Source organism: Streptomyces sp. NPDC002845 (assembly GCF_053591955.1).
Map to the genome: position 1 here is coordinate 219,068 of NZ_JBSFUU010000002.1, position 22,510 is coordinate 241,577.

At 69.9% G+C, this 22,510-nt stretch carries 14 protein-coding genes and 2 pseudogenes; 12 read left to right on the forward strand and 4 right to left on the reverse strand.

Annotated elements, in window-relative coordinates; genetic code table 11:
• The first annotated feature begins 288 nt into the window (after positions 1-288).
• The 4 genes from ACWD3C_RS02240 to ACWD3C_RS02255 all read left to right on the forward strand — a co-directional run bounded on the left by ACWD3C_RS02240 (position 289) and on the right by ACWD3C_RS02255 (position 4,966).
• Entirely contained in the window at positions 289-1,341 is a 1,053-nt protein-coding gene (locus ACWD3C_RS02240) for a sugar ABC transporter substrate-binding protein (RefSeq protein ID WP_451139119.1), read from the forward strand.
• A 131-nt stretch (positions 1,342-1,472) separates the two neighbouring features.
• The gene (locus ACWD3C_RS02245) at positions 1,473-3,077 is read left to right on the forward strand and encodes a sugar ABC transporter ATP-binding protein (protein ID WP_451139121.1); all 1,605 of its coding nucleotides are present in this window, start codon (positions 1,473-1,475) and stop codon (positions 3,075-3,077) included.
• Positions 3,078-3,079: 2 nt separating this feature from the next.
• Positions 3,080-4,123 (forward strand): ABC transporter permease, encoded by a 1,044-nt coding sequence (locus ACWD3C_RS02250; protein ID WP_451139122.1) that lies wholly within the window; start codon positions 3,080-3,082, stop codon positions 4,121-4,123.
• A gap of 150 nt (positions 4,124-4,273) precedes the next feature.
• Positions 4,274-4,966: a FadR/GntR family transcriptional regulator gene (locus ACWD3C_RS02255; protein ID WP_451139123.1), complete on the forward strand. Its 693-nt coding sequence runs from the start codon at positions 4,274-4,276 to the stop codon at positions 4,964-4,966.
• Here ACWD3C_RS02255 and ACWD3C_RS02260 read toward each other — a convergent pair.
• From ACWD3C_RS02260 to ACWD3C_RS02270, 3 genes and pseudogenes are all read right to left on the reverse strand, one after another.
• A pseudogene (locus ACWD3C_RS02260) lies at positions 4,956-6,589 on the reverse strand (IS200/IS605 family accessory protein TnpB-related protein). The gene ACWD3C_RS02255 and the pseudogene ACWD3C_RS02260 overlap by 11 nt on opposite strands.
• Positions 6,590-7,119: 530 nt before the next feature.
• A complete protein-coding gene (locus ACWD3C_RS02265; RefSeq protein ID WP_451139124.1) occupies positions 7,120-7,455 on the reverse strand; it encodes a hypothetical protein in 336 nt (111 codons plus the stop codon).
• A 611-nt stretch (positions 7,456-8,066) separates the two neighbouring features.
• Positions 8,067-8,357: pseudogene (locus tag ACWD3C_RS02270) on the reverse strand (SDR family oxidoreductase); the annotation flags it as partial.
• 128 nt (positions 8,358-8,485) lie between these two features.
• Between ACWD3C_RS02270 and ACWD3C_RS02275 the strand changes: the two are divergent.
• From ACWD3C_RS02275 to ACWD3C_RS02310, 8 genes are all read left to right on the forward strand, one after another.
• On the forward strand, positions 8,486-8,983 hold the full coding sequence (locus tag ACWD3C_RS02275) for a MarR family winged helix-turn-helix transcriptional regulator (RefSeq protein ID WP_451139126.1): 498 nt from the start codon (positions 8,486-8,488) through the stop codon (positions 8,981-8,983).
• 310 nt (positions 8,984-9,293) lie between these two features.
• Positions 9,294-10,895, forward strand: a complete 1,602-nt coding sequence (locus ACWD3C_RS02280) for an MFS transporter (RefSeq protein ID WP_451139128.1) — start codon at positions 9,294-9,296, stop codon at positions 10,893-10,895.
• A gap of 756 nt (positions 10,896-11,651) precedes the next feature.
• Positions 11,652-13,523, forward strand: a complete 1,872-nt coding sequence (locus tag ACWD3C_RS02285; protein WP_451139130.1) for an acyl-CoA dehydrogenase family protein — start codon at positions 11,652-11,654, stop codon at positions 13,521-13,523.
• Positions 13,524-13,568: 45 nt separating this feature from the next.
• Positions 13,569-13,859 carry an acyl carrier protein gene (locus ACWD3C_RS02290; RefSeq protein ID WP_451139132.1) on the forward strand — a complete coding sequence of 97 codons (291 nt, stop codon included), beginning with the start codon at positions 13,569-13,571 and terminating at the stop codon, positions 13,857-13,859.
• Positions 13,859-17,896, forward strand: coding sequence for a non-ribosomal peptide synthetase (locus tag ACWD3C_RS02295; RefSeq protein WP_451139134.1), 4,038 nt, complete (start codon positions 13,859-13,861; stop codon positions 17,894-17,896). Before ACWD3C_RS02290 ends, ACWD3C_RS02295 begins: the two co-directional genes overlap by 1 nt.
• Positions 17,880-18,335, forward strand: coding sequence for an SRPBCC family protein (locus tag ACWD3C_RS02300; RefSeq protein WP_451139136.1), 456 nt, complete (start codon positions 17,880-17,882; stop codon positions 18,333-18,335). The genes ACWD3C_RS02295 and ACWD3C_RS02300 overlap by 17 nt, the downstream gene beginning before the upstream one ends.
• A 209-nt stretch (positions 18,336-18,544) precedes the next feature.
• Positions 18,545-19,879 (forward strand): beta-ketoacyl-[acyl-carrier-protein] synthase family protein, encoded by a 1,335-nt coding sequence (locus tag ACWD3C_RS02305; RefSeq protein ID WP_451139138.1) that lies wholly within the window; start codon positions 18,545-18,547, stop codon positions 19,877-19,879.
• 45 nt (positions 19,880-19,924) lie between these two features.
• Positions 19,925-21,187: a beta-ketoacyl-[acyl-carrier-protein] synthase family protein gene (locus ACWD3C_RS02310; RefSeq protein WP_451139140.1), complete on the forward strand. Its 1,263-nt coding sequence runs from the start codon at positions 19,925-19,927 to the stop codon at positions 21,185-21,187.
• 286 nt (positions 21,188-21,473) lie between these two features.
• On the opposite strand, the gene ACWD3C_RS02315 is transcribed toward ACWD3C_RS02310, so the two are convergent.
• Positions 21,474-22,340: an endo alpha-1,4 polygalactosaminidase gene (locus ACWD3C_RS02315; protein WP_451139142.1), complete on the reverse strand. Its 867-nt coding sequence runs from the start codon at positions 22,338-22,340 to the stop codon at positions 21,474-21,476.
• Positions 22,341-22,510 lie beyond the last annotated feature (170 nt).

The following is a 22,510-nucleotide window of genomic DNA, read 5'->3' on the forward strand; positions in this document are numbered from 1 at the left end:
GGAATGGCCGAGGTCATACAGTGCGGCCGTTCGGCCTCCGCTTCCTCGGCCGTCTGCTGTCCCCCTCATCCCGTTCCCCACCGGGCGCGGTCCGCACCTGCCCCGTGCCGAACCGTCCGCTGCCCGGTCGGCGGTCTCGCCCTGCCTCTCGGGCGAATACGCCACCCCTGAATGCCGCCCCTGAATGCCACCTCCGAATACGCACCCCGAATACGCACCCCCGAATAACGCCACCCCCTCCCACCGCCGCCCCACGGCCCCCGCTCTGGCCAAGGAGAGAACCCAGCCATGAAGCTCACCCGCACGCGCTCCACCGCCGCAGCCGCCACCGCCGTCCTCGCGGTGATGGCGCTCGCCACCGCCTGCAACCGCGAGAGCACGGACTCGGTCGCATCGGGTGGTGGCAAGCCCGCCATCGGCATCGACCTGCCCCGTTCGGACTCCGACTTCTGGAACTCCTACGCGCAGTACCTCGAAAAGGACATCAAGAGCGAGGGCATCAACGCCCTGCCGATCAGCAACTCGCAGAACGACGTCACCAAGCTGGTAGCCAACGTCCAGGTCTTCCGGAACACCGGGGCCAAGGCCGTCGTCATGGCCCCCCAGGACACCGGTGCCATCGCCTCGACCCTCGACACCCTGGCAGCCGAGAAGATCCCGGTGGTCAGCGTCGACACCAGGCCCGACAAGGGCGACGTCTACATGGTGGTCCGCGCCGACAACAGGGCGTACGGCACCCAGGCCTGCGAGTTCCTCGGCGAGCAGCTCGGCGGCAAGGGCAAGGTCGCCGAGTTCCAGGGCGCCCTGGACTCCATCAACGGCCGCGACCGCTCCGAGGCCTTCGCGGAGTGCATGAAGGAGAAGTTCCCGGACATCAAGGTCTTCGAGCTGCCCACCGAGTGGAAGGGCGACGTCGCCTCCGCCAAGCTGCAGAGCCTGCTCGCCCAGCACCCCGACCTGAACGGCATCTACATGCAGGCGGGCGGCGTCTTCCTGCAGCCCACCCTGGCCCTGCTGGAGCAGAAGGGCCTGCTCAAGCCGGCGGGTGAGGAGGGCCACATCAGCATCATCTCCAACGACGGCATCCCGCAGGAGTTCGACGCCATCCGCAAGGGCCAGATCGACGCCACCGTCTCCCAGCCCGCCGACCTCTACGCCAAGTACGCCCTCTTCTACGCGCAGGCCGCCGCCGAGGGCAGGACCTTCGAGCCGGGCCCGACCGACCACGACTCCACCATCATCGAGATCCCGGGCGGCCTGGAGGACCAGCTGCCCGCGCCGCTGGTGACCAAGGACAACGTGGACGACGAGTCCCTGTGGGGCAACAGCGTCGGCCAGTGACCGACGGCTCTCCCAGCCGAGCGGGGGGACGGGCGTCTCCCGTCCCTACACCCCTCCCACGCACCCGAGAACCAGGAGCACCCCGCGTTCCCCGGGCCCCCAGCATCCGTACACGAAGGACGGTATCCACCATGGCGGACACCGCGACCGCCCCGGCGACCGGCACCGGACACCCGGTGCCGGTGGCCGAGGCGACCGGTATCAGCAAGCGGTTCGGCGCCACCGTCGCGCTGCGCGACGCCCGTATCACCATCGCCGCCGGCGAGTCGCACGCACTGGTCGGCCGCAACGGCGCCGGCAAGTCCACGCTCGTCTCCGTCCTCACCGGACTTCGCCAGCCCGACACCGGCACCCTGAGCTTCTCCGGTGAACCCGCGCCCCCCTTCGGCGACATCGACGCCTGGCGCTCCCGCGTCGCCTGCGTCTACCAGCGGTCCACCATCATCGGTGACCTCACCGTCGCCGAGAACCTCTTCCTGAACCGGCAGAGCACCGGCGCGATACGGCCCATCCGCTGGAAGGAGCTGCGGAGCAGGGCCGGGGAACTGCTCGCCGAGTACGGCGTGGACATCGACCCCACCGTCCGGGCCAGGGACCTCACCGTCGAACAGCGGCAGTTCGTCGAGATCGCGCGAGCCCTGTCCTTCGGCGCCCGCTTCATCATCCTCGACGAGCCGACCGCCAAACTCGACGCCCGCGGCATCGGCCGCCTCTTCGACAAGCTCCGCGACCTCCAGCGCCAGGGCGTCGCCTTCCTCTTCATCTCCCACCACCTGCAGGAGGTCTACGACCTCTGCACCACGGTCACCGTCTACCGCGACGCCGCCCACATCCTCACCGCACCCGTCGCCGAACTCGGCCACCAGGCCCTGGTGGAAGCCATGACCGGCGAGTCCGCCTCCGCCGGCACGGCCGCCGCGTCCGGGCCCCCGGCCGCGTGGACCGGCTCCGGGGAACTGCTGACCGTCGACGGCCTGACGCTGCCCGGCGGCTGCCGGGATCTGTCCCTGTCGGTCCGCGCCGGCGAGGTGGTGGGGCTGGCGGGCGCCGCGGCCAGTGGCAATGTGCGGGTGGGAGAGGCCATCGCAGGTCTGCACCGCGCGGACGGCGGCCGTATCTCGGTCGACGGCCGCGGCGTACGCACCGGCAGCGTGCCGTCCGCCCTCGCCGCCGGAGTCGGTCTGGTCCCCGAGGACCGCCACCTCCAGGGGCTGGTCAACGACCGCAGCGTGGCGGAGAACGCCACGCTGACCGTCACCGACCAGCTCGGCCCGTTCGGCACGGTGCTGCCCGCCCGCACCAGGGCCTTCGCCCAGCGCATGATCCGGGACCTCGACATCAAGACCCCGGCAGCGGCCACCCCGGTCTCCGCCCTCTCCGGCGGCAACCAGCAGAAGGTCGTCGTCGCCCGCGCCCTGGCCACCGACCCGCACGTCCTGGTCGCCATCCGCCCCACCAACGGGGTGGACGTCAAGTCCAAGGAATTCCTGCTCCGCAGGATCCGGCAGGTCGCCGACGGCGGGAAGGCCGCGCTGATCGTCTCCGACGAACTGGACGACCTCAAGGTCTGCGACCGGGTCGTCGTCATGTTCCACGGCCGGGTGGTCGCCGAGTTCGACCGCGGCTGGCAGGACGAACACGTCGTCGCCGCCATGGAGGGCGTCGCCGAGGCCCTCACCGAATCCGCAGCATCCGCCGAATCCGCCGCGTCCGGCACCGAAGAGCACGGAAGGTAGTCATGTCCGCCACCACAGATCTCACCGAGCCGCCGGCGAAGACGGCGGAGCCGGCCGCCGCGGACACCGCCCGGCGCGGACTCGCTCTCGGCCGCTTCCGTGACCTGTCCCTGGTCCCGGCCATCCTCGTGCTGGGCCTGATCGGGTTCATCGTCTCGCCGGCCTTCCTCACCGCCGACAACCTCATCGGTGTGGCCCAGCAGTCCACCGAGCTCAGCCTGCTCGTCCTCGCCACCGCACTCGTCCTCATCGTGGGCCGGATGGACCTGTCCCTGGAGTCCACCATCGGCGTGGCGCCGGTCATCGCCGTATGGCTCGTGCTGCCCGCTTCCGGCGGACGCTTCACCGGCCTGGGACTCTTCCCGGAATGGATGGCGGTCCCGCTCTGCCTGCTGGTCGGCGTGGCCATCGGTGCCCTCAACGGGTTCCTGATACTGAAGCTGCGGCTGAACGGGTTCATCGTCACCCTCGGCGGCCTGACCATGCTCCGTGGCCTCCAGGTCGCCCTCTCCGAGGGCCAGTCCATCGTCGACCTGCCGCCCTCCTTCACCTACCTGGGCAAGGCCTCCTGGCTCGGCGTCCCCGCCGCCATCTGGATCTGCGCGGTGCTGTTCGCACTCGGCGGCAGCGCGCTGGCCTGGCTGCGCCACGGACGGGCGCTGTACGCGATCGGAGGCAACGCCGAAGCCGCCCGTACCGCCGGCATCCGCGTCGACCGCATCGTCTGGGCCGTCCTGATCCTCGCCGGCCTGCTCGCCGCCTTCGCCGGCATCCTCTACAGCGGACACTACGGCTCCATCTCCGCGACGCAGGGCAGCGGCTGGATCTTCCAGGTCTTCGCCGCCACCGTCATCGGCGGGGTCAGCCTCAACGGCGGCAAGGGTTCCGTCATCGGCGCCCTCACCGGCGTACTCACCCTCCAGCTCGTCGTCAACGTCATGACCCTGGCGGGTGTGCCGGCGCTGTGGAACCAGTTCCTCAACGGCGCGATCATCATCCTCGCCCTGATCATCTCCCGCTTCGCCTCCGGCGAGAAGCAGGAGTAGACGACGGCTCCCGGGCTGCTCCGCCCGGCCTCGGCGCGAGACCGGGCGGAGCCGGCACCCGTACGCACCCGAAGGCGTCCGTAGGTACCCCGTACGCATCCGTACGCATCCGTACGCGCCCGTGAGCCCCGGCACAGAGAGGCACCCGTCGTGGCACTGACCGACGAGGCGATGGACAAGATCAAGGCGATGATCGTCGCCGGTGAACTCGCGCCCGGCTCACGTCTGCCCAAGGAGGAGGTCCTCGCCGGACAACTCGGCCTGTCCCGCAGTTCACTGCGCGAGGCGGTGCGGGCGCTGACCGCCATGCGGATCCTCGTCACCCGCCAGGGCGACGGCACCTATGTGTCCAGTCTGGAGCCCCATCTCCTCCTCGAAACGCTCTCCTTCGCCGCCGACGTCTCCCAGGGCCACACCGCCCTGCAACTGCTCCAGGTACGCAGACTGCTCGAACCCCAGGCGACCGGACTCGCCGCCGCCCTGCTGCAGGCCGACGACCTCCGGGCACTCCGCGACATTCTCGACCGATGCCGGGCCGCCGCCACCGTCGAGGAGTTCGTCGCCCACGACATCGCCTTCCACCTGCGTATCGTCGAAGCCGTCGGCAACCCGGTCCTGACGATGCTCCTCCAGGTGCTGTCCACCCGCACCCAGCGCGTCCGCATCGTCCGCGGCAGCCGAACCCAGCGCGCCCTGGACAACGCCCACCAGGATCACGAGGAGATCCTCCAGGCACTCCAGTCACGCGACGCCCTGCTGGGGGCCTCCGCCGCGGCCGTTCACATCGCCGGCGTCGAACAGTGGCTGGCGGCCAGCCTCATGGACACCGTTCCTATGGACTGAGTGGGAGTGGGTCCTGTTGCCAGGACTCATGCTCAGCCGAACGCCCCGGACGGTGTTGGGCGTTCTGGTTGCCCGCGTTCGCTCCGCGTCCGGCGCCGACGGATCGTGCCGTGGTCCGGGAATGCGGGGGCGGGGTCCCTCACGCCCAGGGGTGCCCGGTCGGGCCTGGACGGTCCGATGCCCCGCACGATCACTCCGGTCGTGCGGGGGCGGTGCCGTCCGTCGCCGGATCGGGTGTCCCTGGGCGCGCCTTCCGATCGCCACGGCGGCCGCGTCGTGGCGAGTGGTCTTCCTGTACTTCGTGGTGAGGGGCTTCTTCCAGTGCTGGGCTCCCCACTTCGAGGTGTACGCGGCGTCGACCGCGATGATGGTGATGCCGGTGGCGTCGGCCATCGAGGACAGCCGGGCCCGCAGCCTGCCGGTGGGCATGCCGGAGATCAGCTGCCGGAACCGCTTCTTGCGGCCGTGCTTCTCGCGGGTCTTCTCCGCGGTGAAGTCGAGGTCTTCGACCGCGATGGCTTTGACGCCGCAGGCATTCGCCCAGTGCAGCAGCCGGGTCAGGGCGTGCCGGACCTGGGCGTCGCGGTGATCGGCGGTGCCGGTCAGGTCGTAGAAGAACCGCCTGGGGTTGCCGATCGGGTTGCCGTGCACGTCGAGGCGCCAGGCGGCGAGGTGGTCGGCGTTGGTGTCGACGGCGATCACGCCGTGGGCGAGGGCGGCTTCCAGGGGGATCGTCGTCGTGGGCGGTGGATGCTGCCAGGCGGCGGTCACGTACCAGCGGTGGCGGGCTGTGTGGTAGTGGATGCGGTAGGCGATGGCCCGGTTGGCCTCGACGCGGTCGGCCCACTCGGTGTCCCGGTGGTTGAAGCGGAGGGTGCCGGTGAGGACGTACCGGCCGTGCGAGGCGTTCGCCAGGTCCCTCAGCGGGGCGGGGAACTTGAGGCTCAGGCGGCCCTCGGGGGTGATGCGGATGGTCTCGTTGTCGTACCGCTTTCCCGACTCGCCGTCGGCCTGCAGGAACCAGCGCTCGGCCTGCCACCGCTCGCGCCACTGGTCCTCGGTCAGCTGCGCGTCATCGAGGTGGTGGCGAGTGCGGGCCAGACGCTTGCCGCCGCGCACCACGTGCACGGTCCCGGCCTGGTGGTCGGCCCGTTCCCGCTCCAGCCGGTCCTGCAGGACATGCAGGCGGCGGGACTTCGCGTGCCACTCCTGCCGTGAGCGGTAGCCGCCCGGGGCATTCTTCGATCCCTTCGCCCCGAGCGGCTGCGCCAGCCGGTGCGTGATCGTGGCGACCCCGGCCTGAAGGGACTGGAGGTGCGCCGACTGGCAGCGGCGGGCCAGCGCCCACTGGTCGTGCGACGCCTTGGTGATCGCTCCGGCCCAGCGCGACGACGAGGCGGGCGTCAGCGCGCGCTTGCGGGCCGCCCAGGTGCCGGTGGAGTGCTCCAGGCCGTCCGCGCACCGCGCCTTGAGGTCCTTCGAGGCCAGCGCGCCCAGATGCGCGCCCACCAGGCGCAGCACCTGCTCGTCCTCGGACGTCAGTTGCTTGATCCGGGTGCGGATCGCGACCCCGGTCGGGCCGGACGCCACGAACGGCTCCGCCACACCCCGCAGCCCGCCCACCCCGTCACCCCCGCCCGGCTCCGTCCCGAAAACCCCAGCCCCTGTCATCGCATCCAACGAAGCCCGCCCGCAAAGGTCACGCATTCGACATCAGTACTTCCGTTCTCCTCCTGGAAGACCGGCACGACGACCGACAGACACACCACACCAACAACCGCCCGGACTCACCCCCGCTCACCAGAACACGCTCCAGCCGCAACATCTCGCCACCCCTCTGCAGGCGATCGACGGTTGACCGACCCTTCTCCAACTGGGCGGCGACGGACACTAGACCGAAACCGACCCCCGCCGTACCGCCCAGCACGGCGCACGTTGGTGTCGCGCCCCCTGACGACCACTGCCCCGCCGCCCGCGTCACCGGGCTGCCGAGCCCTGTTTTCCAGGGGTCCGCTCTGGCTGCGATCCCGTTCCGGCTGGCAGTTACCGCCGCGTAAAGTCCCGGAGGTCACGAAAGAGCCCCGCCGGTACTCGCCGCCCGGCGGGGCTCTCGTGTGTCGGGGGACGGCCAGCGAGACCCCACGACGGGACCGCTACGCCGGGAGCTGGCGCACTTGGCCGTCGTCCGCCACCTCGTACAGGTCGATCCGGAGCAGACGCCGGATGTGAGCCGGAACCCGCTCGGCGTGCCAGGCCAGTGAGGGGGGCACCACCAGCGCGTATCGGGTTGACGGTGACTCGTTGGTCATCCGGCGCAGGAGCTGACCGTAACCGATGTCGACAGCTCCGCCCTTCTCCTTGTTTTTGCCCTTGACCTCGCCTATCAGCCGCTCGTCACCTCGAACTGCTTCGATGTCGGTGTGTTCGTCGGCTGGGGTGACGGACGCCCATCCCTGGGCGAGCAGCCAACACCGGAAGTCGTCGGTCACGCGGTCTTCATCGCTCGCCCGTGCGAGGAGCTTCCGGACCACTTCGAGGTCAGATTCCCGGTTCCGGGATGTCAACCGGCCTCGGCTGTTCGCATTGAGGTCCGCTGGCCGGATCGCCACGAGGCGCAAGCCGTGTGCCGGAATCTCTGTGTCGCGCCGGGCGTCGTAGATGGCTCGCTGTTCGCCACGGTGCACCCCGCTGATCGTGAGCTTGTCGGCCATGAGGACGCCGACAACCGCCAACAAGCCCTGTGCTGGCGGAAGTTACTGGTCCCTGGAGCCCATCGAGGACGGCCAGACGTACAGGCCTGGTGGGCAGGTTCGCCGACCGTGGCCGTCAGCGGGCCGTGAGCGCCACGGCGTTCGTGCTCATCGCGGTCTCGTTCGCCGTGGTGTCGGCGTAGTCGTCCTCGCCGCTCGTGCTCGGCGCGGCGATCGTCCTGAGACGACCCGGGCACCCTCCCGCTGGGCGATCCGCGCCACATGGAAGGCGATCGACGTGTCGCTGAGCACGCCGGTGATCAGCAGCCGCTTCCCGGCGAGCAGCCCGCTACCGGCCGGGTCGCCCGGTGCCGGCGTACCCATACACCCATCCCGAGGCCGCGCACCTGCATCCCGAGGCCGCCGCTGACCGGCAGGAACGCACCGGTGAGGTACGACGCCTCCGAACTGGCGAGAAACCGCACCACGTTCGCCACCTCCTCGGGGGCGCCGGGGCGGCCGAGTGCCGTCATGGAGAGGTAATCGGCGCGCTGCTTGGGGCTGACGCCCGCGACCATGTCGGTGTCGATAAAGCCCGGGGCCACGACGTTGGATGTGATGCCGCGGCGGCCCAGCTCCCGGGCGAGGGAGCGGGCGAGGCCGGTGAGGCCCGTCTTCGACGCGGCCGTCGAGCACGCGCCCTGCGGCACCGGTTCCGCACTCCCGGGGCGCCCGCCCGCGGCGACCACCGTGGACGGGCCGTGTTCCACCCGAGGAAGCGTTGGTATCTTCGATAGTGGAAACACGGACGGTTGGAGGGAGTCTGCTCATGGCGCACAGCGGCAACGCCGAGCGAGAAGGGGCGCGTCTGTCGCCCCGGCAGGACTTCTTCATCGCCGAGCGTCCCGGGTACCTGCTCCACAAGGCGGCGTTGCTGTTGGTCGAGGACGTGGAGAAGGCTCTCGAAACGGTCGGCATGCGCAGCCGCTACTTCTTCGTGCTGGCGTCCCTGGCCGGCGGACCCGAGCTCTCCCAGCAGGACCTGAGCCGACTGCTCAATCTCGACCCGACCACGGTCGTGACCGTCATCGACGAGATGGAGCGGAACCAGCACGTCGAGCGCAGGCGCAACCCGGCCGACCGGCGGCGCTACAACCTGATCCTGACCGACTCCGGCCGCGAGGTGCTGGTGGCGGCGGACAAGGTGGTCACAGAGGTCGAGTCGGCCTTCTTCGGCATGCTCGCGGAGGACGAGCGCCAGGTGCTGCACAAGATGCTCGGCAGGATGCTGGCGGGTCGCTGGCCCGCGTCGGTCTGCTCCGACTGAGAGTCGCCCCACGGCGCCGGGGCACATGTCGGCGCTACTTCTCCGGTGCGCCGTTCGGACTGCCTCGCGCGGGCACCGCTTTCGCGTTCCCGTCTGCCGAGGCGATCCATGCCGTCGGCGGCCGTCCCCACCACGAGATCCCGAGCCCCGGAGTCCCGTCGCGACCAGTTTGGTGACTCTGCGTAATCGTTACGTGTCCTCTGTGTAGATAGCCGGGTGTTCGCTACGTACGGTGATGCTTGTTGACCCCTGCTTTCCAATCATCTATTTTTCCATCATCGATGAATCCGGTTGATAGGAGAGTCACCGCATGACCGCAGAACGCGCACCATCGCCCGCAAGGTGGTGGACACTGGGGATCGTCGCGTTGGGCACGTTCATGCTGATGCTCGACCTGAGCGTGGTGGCCGTCGCACTGCCGCAGATCCACGAGTCCCTGGACAGCAGCTTCGCCGACCTGCAGTGGGTGTTCGACGCCTACGCCCTCACGCTCGCGATCTTCCTGGTGGCGGCGGGCTCACTCGCCGACCGACTCGGCCGCAAGAGGGTCTTCCAGGTGGGCTTCGCCATCTTCACCGTTGCCTCTCTGGCCTGCGGCCTGGCCGGCGATGCCACGGCGCTGAGCGCCTACCGTGCCGTCCAGGGCGTTGGCGCCGCCATCATGTTCGCGGTCGGTCCGGCGATGCTCAGCCATGAGTTCCACGGCAAGGAGCGGGCGACCGCCTTCACCGTCTTCGGCGCTGCGGTCGGTCTCGCCGTCGCGACAGGGCCGCTCATCGGCGGCTCGCTGACCAGTTCGCTGTCCTGGCGCTGGATCTTCTACATCAACGTGCCGGTCGGTGTCATCGCCATCGTCATCGGCGCGCTGTGGGTCCGCGAGTCGCTCAACCGGCGGGCGCACCCCACCGACTGGGCCGGTCTCATCACCTTCAGCATCGCGCTCGCAGCACTGGTCTTCGCCACCATCAGGGCTCCCGAGGAGGGCTGGACCAGCGCCACCACGATCACCCTCTACCTGGCCAGCGCGATCTTCCTGGGTGTGTTCCTGGCCATCGAACGGCGGCTGGGCGAGCGCGCCATGATCGACCTGGCGTTCTTCCGCAACCGCACCTTCGTCGGCATCTCCCTCGTCGCCATGGTGGGCAACGCCGGGGCCCTGCCGTCGGTCTTCTTCGAGACCAGCTACCTCCAGAACATGCTGGGCATGGACGCCTGGGACGCGGGCCTGCGGTTCCTGCCGCTGACGGGCGCCATGTTCGTGGCCGGCGCGATCGGCGGCAGCCTGATCGGCAAGGTGCCCTTCCGGATACTGCTGGGTGGCTCCACCCTGGTCATGGGCATCGGCCTGCTGTTCCTCAACCTGGCGGAGGCCGACTCGGCCTGGACCGTGCTCATTCCGAGTCTGGTCATCGCCGGGTTCGGCATGGGCGCCTTCAACCCGGCCCGCGCGGCGCTGGCCATCGGTGTCGCCGAGCCGGCCAAGTCCGGTGTCGCCTCCGGCATCAACGAGACCTTCCAGCAGGTCGGTGTCGCGGTCGGCATCGCGGGCGTGGGCGCGTTCTTCCAGAACCGCGTGGCCAACGACTTCGCCGCCTCCGAGGTCGGCAGGCAGATGGGGGACGGTGCCGCGGAGCAGGCCGCCCACGGCATCAGCGCCGGCGCCGTCGAGGCCGTCGCCCAGAGTGCGGGCGCCCTGCAGGGCCAGGTGCTGGCGGCCGGGCGCGACGCGTTCATGACCGCCTTCCACGACGCCATGACCCTGTGCGCGATCTTGGGGTTCATCGCCGCACTCATCGGCTTCCTCATGCTGCGTACCAAGGACCTCCACTCCAGTGCGCTGTCGACGATCCCGCCGGACGTCGACGAGGACGGCGAGGTGCGGCCGGACGTCCCGGTGGGCGTCACCACCTGAGGCGGTACTTGCCCGGTTCACGCAGGCGCCCGGCTGGGGTTCTCCCAGCCGGGCGTTTCGCGCGCTCGGCCCGGAAGGTTGAACAGGCAAGGAATACGCTTACCTGCTAGTGGAATTCTTGACTCCGTAATTCAACATCGCAAGCGCATTCTTTTTGCGCCGGCGAGGTCGAATGGAATGGATCGGTCCGCATTGTGAAATGCGGAATCAAGTATTCGCGTAAAGGGTACACAAAATGTGACTGGCGTCACGTTGGATTAAGTGATGCGCCTGCTAGAGTCTCAAAAACGGGAAGCTGTGCGACTGTCGGTCGCGAACCATGCAGCATGGCCGCCCTGGTGGCGGCAGGTTGTCAAATCGGCAACCAAAACACGGGGAAGAGGCCTCTCTGAGGTCTGTCATTAAGGGATCTGCTGAAGTTGAGCTGAGTCTCCTTATGTGTGTCACGGGGGAATTTCAAGTGCGTCACCTTTTGCTCGGCCTGCACCGTAGATAGTCGTGCGGCGCCGACGGCGCCACACGACTGTCCAGGGATTTCGTCCTCGCTGTCATGCGAGTGGCGTACTTGGCCGAGCCATGTCTGTTCCGAATCCATTGTGCGGCGTTGCGGTTGACGCGTGCCGCGCTCGCAGTGCGCCGTGCCGGCGCTCGTTGTGCGTCGTGCTGCGCAATTTCCGATCTGATTCGCCCACCCGTCATTAATTGCTGGACAGGGCTGGTCCTGTCCGTTTCGAGCATGGAATTGGAGTGGCACCAATGAGGGAGTCAGAGGTCGAAAAGCCTCTCGCGGACGCCTGCTCCGGCGAGGTCGAGCCGCGTCCCGTTGACGCCTCTGTCCTGGCAGAGGCATTGGAGGACTGGCTGGGTGACCCGGAACTGGAGTCCAATTCCTTGTCCTTCGTCCGGGCTCTGGAGCTCGACGAGCGTGAAGAACTGCCGGCCGACGGCATCAGGCAGGTACGTGCGTTCGGGTTCCACCGGTACTTCGTTCCCGAGTGGCTGGGCGGCGATCTCCGGACCACCGAGCAGCTGTTGATGCTCACCCGTGCGATCGCGCGCCGGGACATGAACGTGGCGGTGAGCGAGAGCACGCAGGTGTGGATGACGCTCGCCTGGATCGGCGGCGATGCCGAACAGCAGGCGAAGTGGGCGGCCACGGTGCTGCGCGGAGGGGTCATCCCCTGTCTGGCGTACTCGGAGCCCGGGCACGGTGCCGACCTGGCAGCCAACGAGTTCGTGGCCACCCGGGACGGTGGGCAGTACGTCCTGTCCGGCGAGAAGTGGCCGATCAACCGGGGCCGGACATCGACCCACGTGGTGCTGCTCGGCACCACCGGCAACGACGACGTGCCCGCCAAGCGCAAGCAGTCCATGTTTCTCGTGGACAGGTCACAGGTCATGTCCGGCACGGTGGACGGAGTCCCACGCGTCCCCACCTACGGTCTGCGGGGGTGCGACATCAGCGGAGTCGCCTTCGACGACGCCCGGGTGGACGCCTCGGCCCGGCTGGGCGCCGAGGGAGAGGGGCTCGAACTGTCCCTGCGGGGCCTGCTGGTGACCCGGACCCTCTGCACCGGACTGTCGCTCGGCACGGGCGACACCATGCTGCGGACGGTGAGCGGATTTCTGTCCGACAGGGTGCTGTACGACGGCCCGGCGAGCGAGATCCCGTACGCCACGGAATCCCTCGCCAACGCGTACCTGAGCATGCTCGTCGCGGAGTGCGAGAGCCTGGTGGCGATGCGCGGACTCCATCTGTACACCGAGGAGTTCAGCATCTGGGGGAACATGGCCAAAGTGCAGGTGGCCCGCCTTGTCGACTTCAACAGCAAGGCGCTTTCCCGCACGCTGGGCGCCCGGTACTACATGCGTGCCCCGGAGCACGCGGGCATCTTCCAGAAAATGCTCCGCGACGGCGCCGTCGTATCGGTCTTCGACGGCAGCGAGCCGGTCTGCCTGGACAGCATCACGCTTCAGCTGGCAGCCATGGCCAAGGCCCACCTCCGGCACCGGGACGAGGACTGGGGCGCGCTGTACGACCTGCGGGCCGAACTGCCCGCTTTCCGGCCGGCCCGGGTGAGCGTGTTCGGCCGCGGCAGGGACGCGACGTTCGCCAGCCTCCCCGCGCTGATCAGCCGCCTCGCCGAGCTGTCGCCGTCCGCGGGCTGCGACGAGGACCGGATCGCCGTCCTGCGGGCCCGGGCCGAGGGGCTGCGGCAGGACCTCGACGCGCTGTTCGAGCGGGTCCACGAGGCGCGACGGTGGTCGGCGGCGCAGACAAAGCGGTCGTCGGCGTCCGCCAAGACCACCTCGCCCCGGCTGATGCGGCTGGCGGAGGAATTGTGCGCGCTGCACGCCAAGGTCGCCGCACTCGGAATCTGGCTGTACAACCGGGACCACCTCGACGAGTTCTTCGCCGACGGCGAATGGCTGCAGGCCGCTCTGGCCCGCGAGCAGATCCACCAGTACGAGGTCGGCGACCTCGAACCACCGACCGCCTGGAAACTCTTCGACCGAATGAACTCCCAGCGCGGCAACAACGAGTTCTTCTCCATCCGGACCGTGCGCCAAGCCGGGCCGGGTGCGCACGAGGCGAGCCTGGACCACGAACCGGCCGCCTCCCTCTGAACGGACCACTCCACACATCGAAACACCGGAAGGTTTCGACCTGCGATGAGCATGCAGAACATGACGATCGACGACGTGAAAAACGTACTCGTCAAGGCAGTGGCCGCCGAAGCCGGAGTTCCCGACGCCGAGTTGGCGACCGACCAGCCTTTCACCTCGTACGGCCTCGATTCCATGGCCGCACTCTCCGTCGGAATGGAGGTCGAGGACGCCTGCGGCCTTTCCGACCTGCCGGTGGACCTGCTGTGGGACCACCCGACGGTGGACACCCTGGCCGAAGCGCTCTGGAAGCTCATGAACGCCGAGCCCGTGTCCATAGCCGCGGACGGTCAGTGATGACGACAACGACATCCGCACCCACCGATTCCCCGGCGGTTCCGCTGCCTTTCGCCAACGCACAACAGGTCGGACTCTGGTTCATCCACCAGACCGACCCGGGGTGCTCCGCCTACCACATCGTGTTCGGCGCGGAGGTCACCGCCGACGCGGAGCTGGGGGCCAGGACCAGGGAGATCCTGGAAGACCTGACGCGTGAGCACGACGCGTTGCGCATCTGCTTCCGTCCGGGCGAGGACGGGCCGACGCAGTGGGTCCAGGGCTCCGTTCCGCTCGACGTCCGGCACACCGACGCGCGCGACCTGGACCCGGGGACCCTGCGGGACCGCATCCGAACGGACAGCCGGACGCCGTTCGACCTGTCCCGGCCGCCGCTGTGGCGCGTCCACCTCTACCGCACCGCGGAGCGCACCTGGGTGTTCACGGCCGTGATGCACCACGTCGCGTCCGACTTCTGGTCGCTGGCACTCCTGCTGTCCGAGGTGCGCAGCCGCCTGGAGGGCACGCCGAGCCGGTTCACGCTCGACGGCGACGCCTTCACGGCGTACGCCGAGCACCAGCACTCCTTCCTGACGACCGACAAGGCCAGGACGCTGCTCGACGGCGAAGCGGCGCGGCTGGCGGACGCGCCGCCCGGCCTGGACCTCTACGGTGACCGGCCACGGCCGCCGGCGCCGAGCTACGACGGCGGCTCGGTGCCGTTCGACCTCTCGGCCACCGCGACCGATGCGGTACGGCGCCTGGCGCGCGAGGCCTCCGCGACGCCGTACATGGTGCTGCTGACCGCCTACTTCGTGCTGCTGAGCCGGCTGAGCGGCCAGTCGGACATCCTGGTCGGCACCCCGACCTCCGGCCGCCTGCAACGGCAGTTCCGCGACGCCCTCGGCAACTTCGTCAACACCGTCGTCGTACGGGGAGAGGTCGACGAGAAGTCGACGTACCGCGAGCTGCTCGCGTCGGCCCGCGAGCGGGTGCTCGAAGCGATGCGGGCGCAGGAGCTTCCCTTCCCCTGGCTGGTCAGGGAACTGGCGCCACCCCGGGACCCGAGCCGGACCCCGCTGTACCAGGCCGGCTTCGCCTGGGACCGGCTGCCGTTCCTCAACGACATGGACGAGTTCTTCCTGCTGCGGCCGGGCCCGGACGCCGAACTGAACATCGCGGGGGCCACCCTGCGCCCATATCCGCTGCCCCAGCAGGAGGGCCAGACGGATCTGTGGATCGAGATGGGCGGGGAGCGCGACGGCGCCTACGCGGGCGTCCTGCGCTACAACACCGACATCTTCGAGGCGGGCAGCGCCCACGAACTGGCGGCCACGTTCGTCACGACGGTGGAGACCCTGGTACGCAACCCGGACGAGCCGCTGCGGCACCTCGTCCGGGGCGACGAGCGACAGCGGGCGCAGCTCGCCGACTGGGGCTCCGGCCCCGTACGCCGACTGCCCGCGGCCAGGCTTCCGGAGCTCTTCCGGGACCAGGCTCTGCGGACACCCGACGCGATCGCTCTCGTCGCCGACGGCGAGGAGTGGAGCTACGCCCGACTCCGGACGGCGGCCGAGGAGATCGAGGCGGCCCTGCGCGCGGCCGGAATCGCCGCGGGCGACCGCGTCGCGGTGCTGGCCGAGCGCGGCGCGCCGCTCGTGGCCGCCCTCCTCGGCGTCATGGCGGCCGACGCCGCCTACGTACCCCTGGACCCCCACCTCCCCGTCGAGCGGCTGACCTATATGGCCGAGGACTCCCGGGCGCGGCTGCTGCTCAGCCAGGAGAGCCTGCGGGAGCACTGGCTGCCCGGCCTTCCCGTACTGAACCTCGACGACCCGCGGACCGACGTCACCGGTGCCGCCGAGCCGGAGCCCGCGGACGGCGGGAGCGAGGAGCGGGCGGCGACCGCCGCCTCGAACCTGGCGTACATCCTGTACACCTCCGGCTCCACCGGTCGGCCGAAGGGCGTGGCGATACCCCACCACGCCCTGGTGAACCTGCTGCTGTCGATGCGGGAGAACACCGGTTTCTCCTCCTCGGACAGCCTGCTCGCCGTGACCACGATCTCGTTCGACATCGCCGGCCTGGAGCTGTTCATGCCCCTGGTGGCGGGCGGGCGCGTCATCGTGTGCGACAGCGAGACGGCCGCCGACGGAGCCCGCCTGGCGACCCGTATCGAGGACTCCGGCGCGACCTGGATGCAGGCGACCCCCACCTCGTGGCGCATGCTGCGCGACGCCGGCTGGAACGGCGCCCCGCACCTGAACGTGCTCTGCGGCGGCGAGGAACTCCCCCTCGAACTGGCCGAGTTCCTGGCCGGGCGGGTGGCGAGCCTGCGCAATGTGTACGGGCCGACCGAGACGACCATCTGGTCCACCGACGGCCCGGTGGAGCCCTCCTCCGGCATCGACATCGGCGCTCCCCTCGCCAACACGCAGCTCTACGTGCTGGACCCGCAGGGACGCGGCGTCGAACCGGGCTTCCCCGGCGAGCTGTGGATCGGCGGCGACGGGCTGGCCGTCGGGTACTGGGACCGGCCGGAACTGACGTCGGAGCGATTCGTCACGGGACTGCCCGCAGCTCCCCGGCAGCGGCTGTACCGCACCGGCGACCGGGCGCGGTGGACCAGCGACGGCCGCCTGCTGCACCACGGTCGCGTGGACAACCAGGTCAAACTGCGTGGCTATCGCATCGAACTCGCCGAGGTCGAGGCCGTCCTCCAGGCGATGGACGGCGTGTCCGCCGCCGTCGTCGTCGTCCGGGACGACAGGCTCGTCGGCTATCTGGTCGCGGAGTCCGGTGCCGAGCCGAGGCCGGCAGAGGTCAAGTCGGAGGCAGCAGTGTTCCTTCCTCAGTACATGGTCCCCAGCATCATGGTCGTCCTGGACGAACTGCCGCTGACGGCCAACAAGAAGATCGACCGCAACCGGCTGCCGGCCCCCACCATCACCTCGGACGGCTCCTTCGAGAAACCACGCGACGCCACGGAGATCACGCTGGCGCGGATGTGGACCGAGATCCTGAACATCCCCGAGGTCGGCGTCCACGACAACTTCTTCGACGTGGGCGGCCACTCCCTGCTCGCCGTCCGGCTCAGCGCGGCCGTCCGCGAGGAATGGGACGTGGAGATCCCGATCTCCGTACTGCTGCGCCAGGGCACCATCGCCGAACTGGCCACCATCGTGCGCCGCGGCGGCCAGGAGAACTCGCGCGCCCCGATCGTCACGCTGCGAGAAGGGGAAGGGGAGCGGGACGGGGAAACGGACCGGCGGCCGCTGTTCCTGTTCCACCCCTTCGGCGGCACCGTCTTCTGCTACGTCGAGCTGACGCGCCACCTCCCTCCCGGCAGGGCGGTCCTGGCGGTGGAGGCCCCCGGCATCGAGAACGTGGGCGAGGCAGAGGTGAGCGTGGAGGGGATGGCCGCCCGTTACATCGCCTACCTCAAGGAGATCCAGCCGACCGGCCCGTACGCCCTCGGCGGATGGTGCTTCGGCGGCGTCATCGCCTACGAGGTGGCCGGGCAACTGCGGGCGGCCGGCGAGGAGGTCGAGTTCCTCGCCGCCATCGACAGCCGCGCCCCGATCGAGGAGAACATCCCGGAGTCCGCGGACGACTCGACCATCCTCTCGTGGTTCGCGCGGGACCTCGCGGTGCCCTACGGAAAGACCCTCGACATCCCGCCGGAGGACCTGCGGGCACTCGGCGGCGACGCCGCGTTCGACCACATCCTGGAACGGGCCGCCGCCATCGGCGTCCTGGCCGAGGACGCGGACCGCGCCCAGATCCTCCGCTACTTCGAGGCGTACCTCGCCAACGGCATCGCCCTGCAGACCTACCTCCCCGAACCGAACGACCTCGACCTGTTGCTGCTGCGCGCGGTGGACGAAACGGTCGACTACGGGCCGAAGCTCGGCTGGGAGGCGTTGATCAAGGGATCGCTGGAGGTCGTCGACGTCTCCGGCGACCACAACTCGGTGATGTATCCGCCGCACGCCGCTGTCGCCGCCCGGGCGATCGCACAGCACATGGGAGCGCAGGCCAATGACGATCACAGCTGAGTACGAGTTCGACCTTCCGGTGCCGCCCAAGGAGGCGTTCGCGCTGCTGTCGGACCCGGCCCGGGACCCCGAGTGGCAGTCGGCCTGTGTGGAGACGAGGTTGCTGAACGGGGCCGCGCGACCGGGCTGCCGGTATGAGATCACCTTCCAGCTGATCGGCAGGCGGATGTCCTTCACCGTCGAGATCACCGAATTCGAGCCGGGCCACCGCTCGAAGTTCCACGTGCTGGAGGGGCCGTTCCAGTACACCGGCACCTACGACTACACCGGGCACGAGGACGGAACCACCGGCGTGCGCTGGGTGTTCGAGGTGGAACCCGGGGACTACTTCGGCATCATGCCCAAGTCTCTGCTGAAGAAGGTCCTGGTCAACCAGGTCAAGAAGGACTCCGGCAAGCTGGCCGGACAGCTCACGCGGACGGCGCGGCCCCGGCCCTGAGCGGCCCTCCGCGCGGTCGTCCGGTCGTCCCCCCCCCGCTCGCCGGAGACAGCCAGTCTCCGGCGAACGGGACATCATCACCGCCGCCCCCTCCTCCACCCCTTCACCCTCACGGCCGGGCCGTGTCCCGGTGGGCTGTCCCCGACCTCATCCCTCATCCCTCATCCGTCATTCCTCATTCCTCATCAGAGTCCTGGACAGGAGACGTCATGCCAGGGGAAACCCGTCAGCACGAGATCACACCGAACCCCACCCGGACCGGGGACAGCGCCGCGGGCCCGGAACGCACGAAAGTCGTCGTCACCGGCCTCGGGGAGACCACCGCACTCGGCGGTGACGTGGGCAGCACCTGGGAGGCCATGGTGCGCGGCGAGAACGGCATCCACCGGCTGGACGACGAGCCCTGGGCGAAGGAACTGCCGCTTCCGCTGATCGGCGGGCGCGTGCGGGTCGAGCCCGGAGCCGGGCTGGAGCACCAGCAGCGCCGGCGCCTCAGCCGCTCCGCCCAGCTCGCGGTGACGGCCGCGTCGGAGGCATGGAACGACGCGGGCCTCGACGCCGCCTCGGTCCCCCCGGGGCGGGTGGCCGTGGTCGTCTCGGCCGGGCTGGGCGACATGAACGCGATCATCGACGGCTGGGAGGCGCTGAAGAACCGGGGCTGGAACCGCGTACCTCCCCTGACGGTGGCCATGGGCATGGGCAACGGTTCCGCGGCGGCCGTCAGTCTGCTCGTGAACGCGCGCGCCGGTGTGAACGCAACGGTGAACGCCTGCTCGTCCGGAACCCAGGCGCTGGCGACGGCGGCCGACCTGATCCGCGGCGGAGAGGCGGACGTCGTGGTGGCAGGCGGCACGGAGGCGCCTCTGCACCCCCTCGTCCTCGCGTCGTTCGCGGCGATGCGGGCGCTGTCGAAGCGGGTGGACGACCCGGCTTCGGCGTCCCGCCCGTACGACGCGGAGCGCGACGGGATGGTACTCGGCGAGGGGGCGGGCATCCTCGTCCTGGAGTCCGAGAGTCACGCGCGGGAGCGCGGCGCCCGGATCTACGCCGAACTCGCCGGAGTGGGGATCTCCTCGGACGCGTTCCACATGGTGCAGCCGGACCCGAACGGCTCCGGAACCGCCAGGGCCATCCGGGCCTCGCTCGACGACGCCGGCGTCTCACCCGTGGACGTGGCGCACCTGAACGCCAACGGCACGGCGACCGTTCCCGGCGACGCGGCCGAGGCGCACGGGGTGCGGGCCGTCTTCGGGGACGCCTCCCAGGGGCCGGCGGTCTCGGCGAACAAGTCGATGACCGGCCACAGCCTCGGTGCGGCCGGCGCCATCGAGTCGATCGCCACGATTCTCTCCCTCCACCACGGCGTGGTGCCGCCGACCCGCAACTTCACGCGCCTGAGCGAGGACCTCTCGGTCGACATCGTGCACGGCACCCCGCGCAAGCTGGCGGGCGAGCAGAACATCGCGGTGAAGAACTCGGCCGGATTCGGCGGCCACAACGTGGCCCTGACGTTCCGAGGGGTTCCTGCTCGGACCGTCAACTGACCAGTGAATTCTTCCTACTTGTACCGCAGACGTGGAGTGATTCCTGTGAACGCGATCGATCGCACCGTGGTCGTCACCGGCGTCGGTGCCACCACACCGCTCGGCGGGGACACCGCCTCGACCTGGGAGGGCCTGATGGCCGGCCGCTCCGGGGCCGGGCTCCTGACGTACGACTGGACCGCCGAGGTCCAGGTGCGCATCGGCGCCGAAGCCGCCGTCGAGCCGACGGCGGTTCTCCCCAGCGGCGAGGCTCATACGCTGGACCGTGCGGCCCAACTCGCCCTCGTCGCGGCGCGCGAAGCATGGGCCGACGCCGGATTCACGGCTCGGGCGGGCACCGATCCCTCGGCCGACCCCGACCGGCTCGGCGTGGTCATCGCCTCCGGCGTCGGTGGGGTGACGTCGATGCTGGAGCAGTACGAGATCCTCAAGACGCGGGGCCCCGGGGCAATCTCCCCGCACACCATTCCGATGATGATGGCCAGCAACCCGTCGGCCAAGGTGGGCCTGGACGTCAACGCCCGCGCCGGCGTGCACAGCCCCGCCAGCGCCTGCGCCTCGGGTGCCGAGGCCATCGGCTACGCCATCGAGATGATCCGCACCGGCCGGGCCGACATCGTCGTCGCCGGCGGCACCGAGGCGGCCATCTGCTCGCTGAACCTGGCCGCCTTCGGCAACATGATGGCCATGTCCAAGCGCAACGACGACCCGACGGCGGCCTCTCGTCCGTACGACATCGACCGGGACGGGTTCGTCATGGGCGAGGGCGCCGGCATCGTCGTACTCGAAGCGGCCGAGCACGCCGCCCGGCGCGGAGCACGGGTCTACGCGGAGGCCGTCGGGCAGGGGCTCTCCGCCGACAGCCACCACATCACCCGGCCCGAGCCGTCGGGCCGCGGCATCGCCGCCGCGCTGACGAGCCTGTTGGACACCAGCGATCTCAAGCCTTCCGAGATCGTCCACGTCAACGCGCACGCCACCTCCACACCGATGGGCGATGTCACCGAGATCCTCGCGCTGCGCAAGGTGTTCGGCGACGACACCGACCACATCGCGGTATCCGCCACCAAGTCCATGACAGGTCATCTGATGGGAGGCGCCGGCGGTGTCGAGACCGTCGCCGTCGTCCTCGCCCTCTGGCACCGTCTCGCCCCCGTGACCATCAACCTCGACAACCCCGACCCCGAGGTGGACATGGACATCGTCCGCGACGAACCCCGAACCCTGCCCGGAGGCCGCGTCGCCGCTCTGAACAATTCCTTCGGATTCGGCGGCCACAATGTGGTGCTGGCATTCCGTACGGTGTGACGGACCCCGCGCATACGGGGCTGACGGCGCTGATCGCGGGGTTCAGCGCGGTTCGCCGGGACAGGTGCCGAAGTTCCACCGGTTGCCCTCCGGGCCGAGGGCGGCGAAGTCGCGGGAGCCGTAGTCGGTGACGTGCGGGTCGGCGGTGACGACGTAGGCGCTGAAGTTGCCTCCTCGAAGCCGAAGGCGTCGACGAGTAAGCGGATCAGGGCGCGGGCGTCGTGGGCGCGCAGGGAAGGCCAGACCTGCGGCGCGGGCGCCTGCCCGGCAGCAGCGGCGGGCAGGCTCAGCAGGTGCGGCGGCGGTGTGCGGATTCCCCGGCCGGGGCGACGTCCAGGTCGCGCAGGACCACCGACAGCCGGTCGCCCCAGGCGGCGCAGGCGGAGGCGAGGCCCGCGGCCCGGTACTCGATGACGAAGACGCGGTCGTCGTAGGCGTCCGCGTAGGCATCGCATTCGTCGTACTGTCCGCACTCCTCGGCGACCGCGAAGTCGAACCCGAGGCGCCGTCCTTGCCGTGCCAGCTCGGCGGCGTTCTTCTGGCCGATCGCCAGACCGGCCGCGTGGGCCCGCGCCACGAGCAACTTGCCGAAGGCCAGGTCGTGTTCGGCGGTGAGGAGCCCGTCGGACCGCTCGTGCGAGTCGAGGTTGTCGGCCTCGACCGCCTGGTAGCCGTCCGCGCCACAGCCGTCGATCCACTTCCCCACGATCCCGGCGAGCCGCTCGCGCTTGGCGGGTGTCGAGATGTCCAGCAGGGCCTCGTCCCAGTCCCCGTCGACGACCAGCGCGCCCTCGGCGTCACGGAGCAGCAGGTCGGGGTGGTGGGCCTGCCACCAGCCGGTGGCGTCCGGCTGGGCCTGGAAGGCGTTGACGTAGCAGATGTTGTACAGCCCGGGCGCCGGCTTCGCCGTACGGTCGCGGGAGACCGCGCGTACGCCGGGCGGTGGCGTGTAGGCACCGCCGATCTGGTAGTCGAAGGCGATGCCCGGCTCGGGCGGAGCCACCTCGCCCGTGGCGCCCGGGCCCGCGGTCGGCGCGTCGGCCGACTCCTCGCCGTCGGACACGGCGCATCCGCCCGCAGCCGCCGCGAGCGCACCGCACAGAGCCACCGCCACCAGCACACGGCGGAGGGCAGGGGGGACGCGGTCGAGCATGGTTCGGGGCTCCTGTCGGTGTGTCACCTGGCGCTGGGCACGCCCATCATGTCGCCCTTGCCCGTTCCACAGGTTCCGGTCGCACAGGTACAGGGCAGGCGTGTCCGTATGCCGTCTCCGCATGAGTTCTGGCCGGTCCTCCGGGCGCCAACTCCGGCAACCTTTTCGGG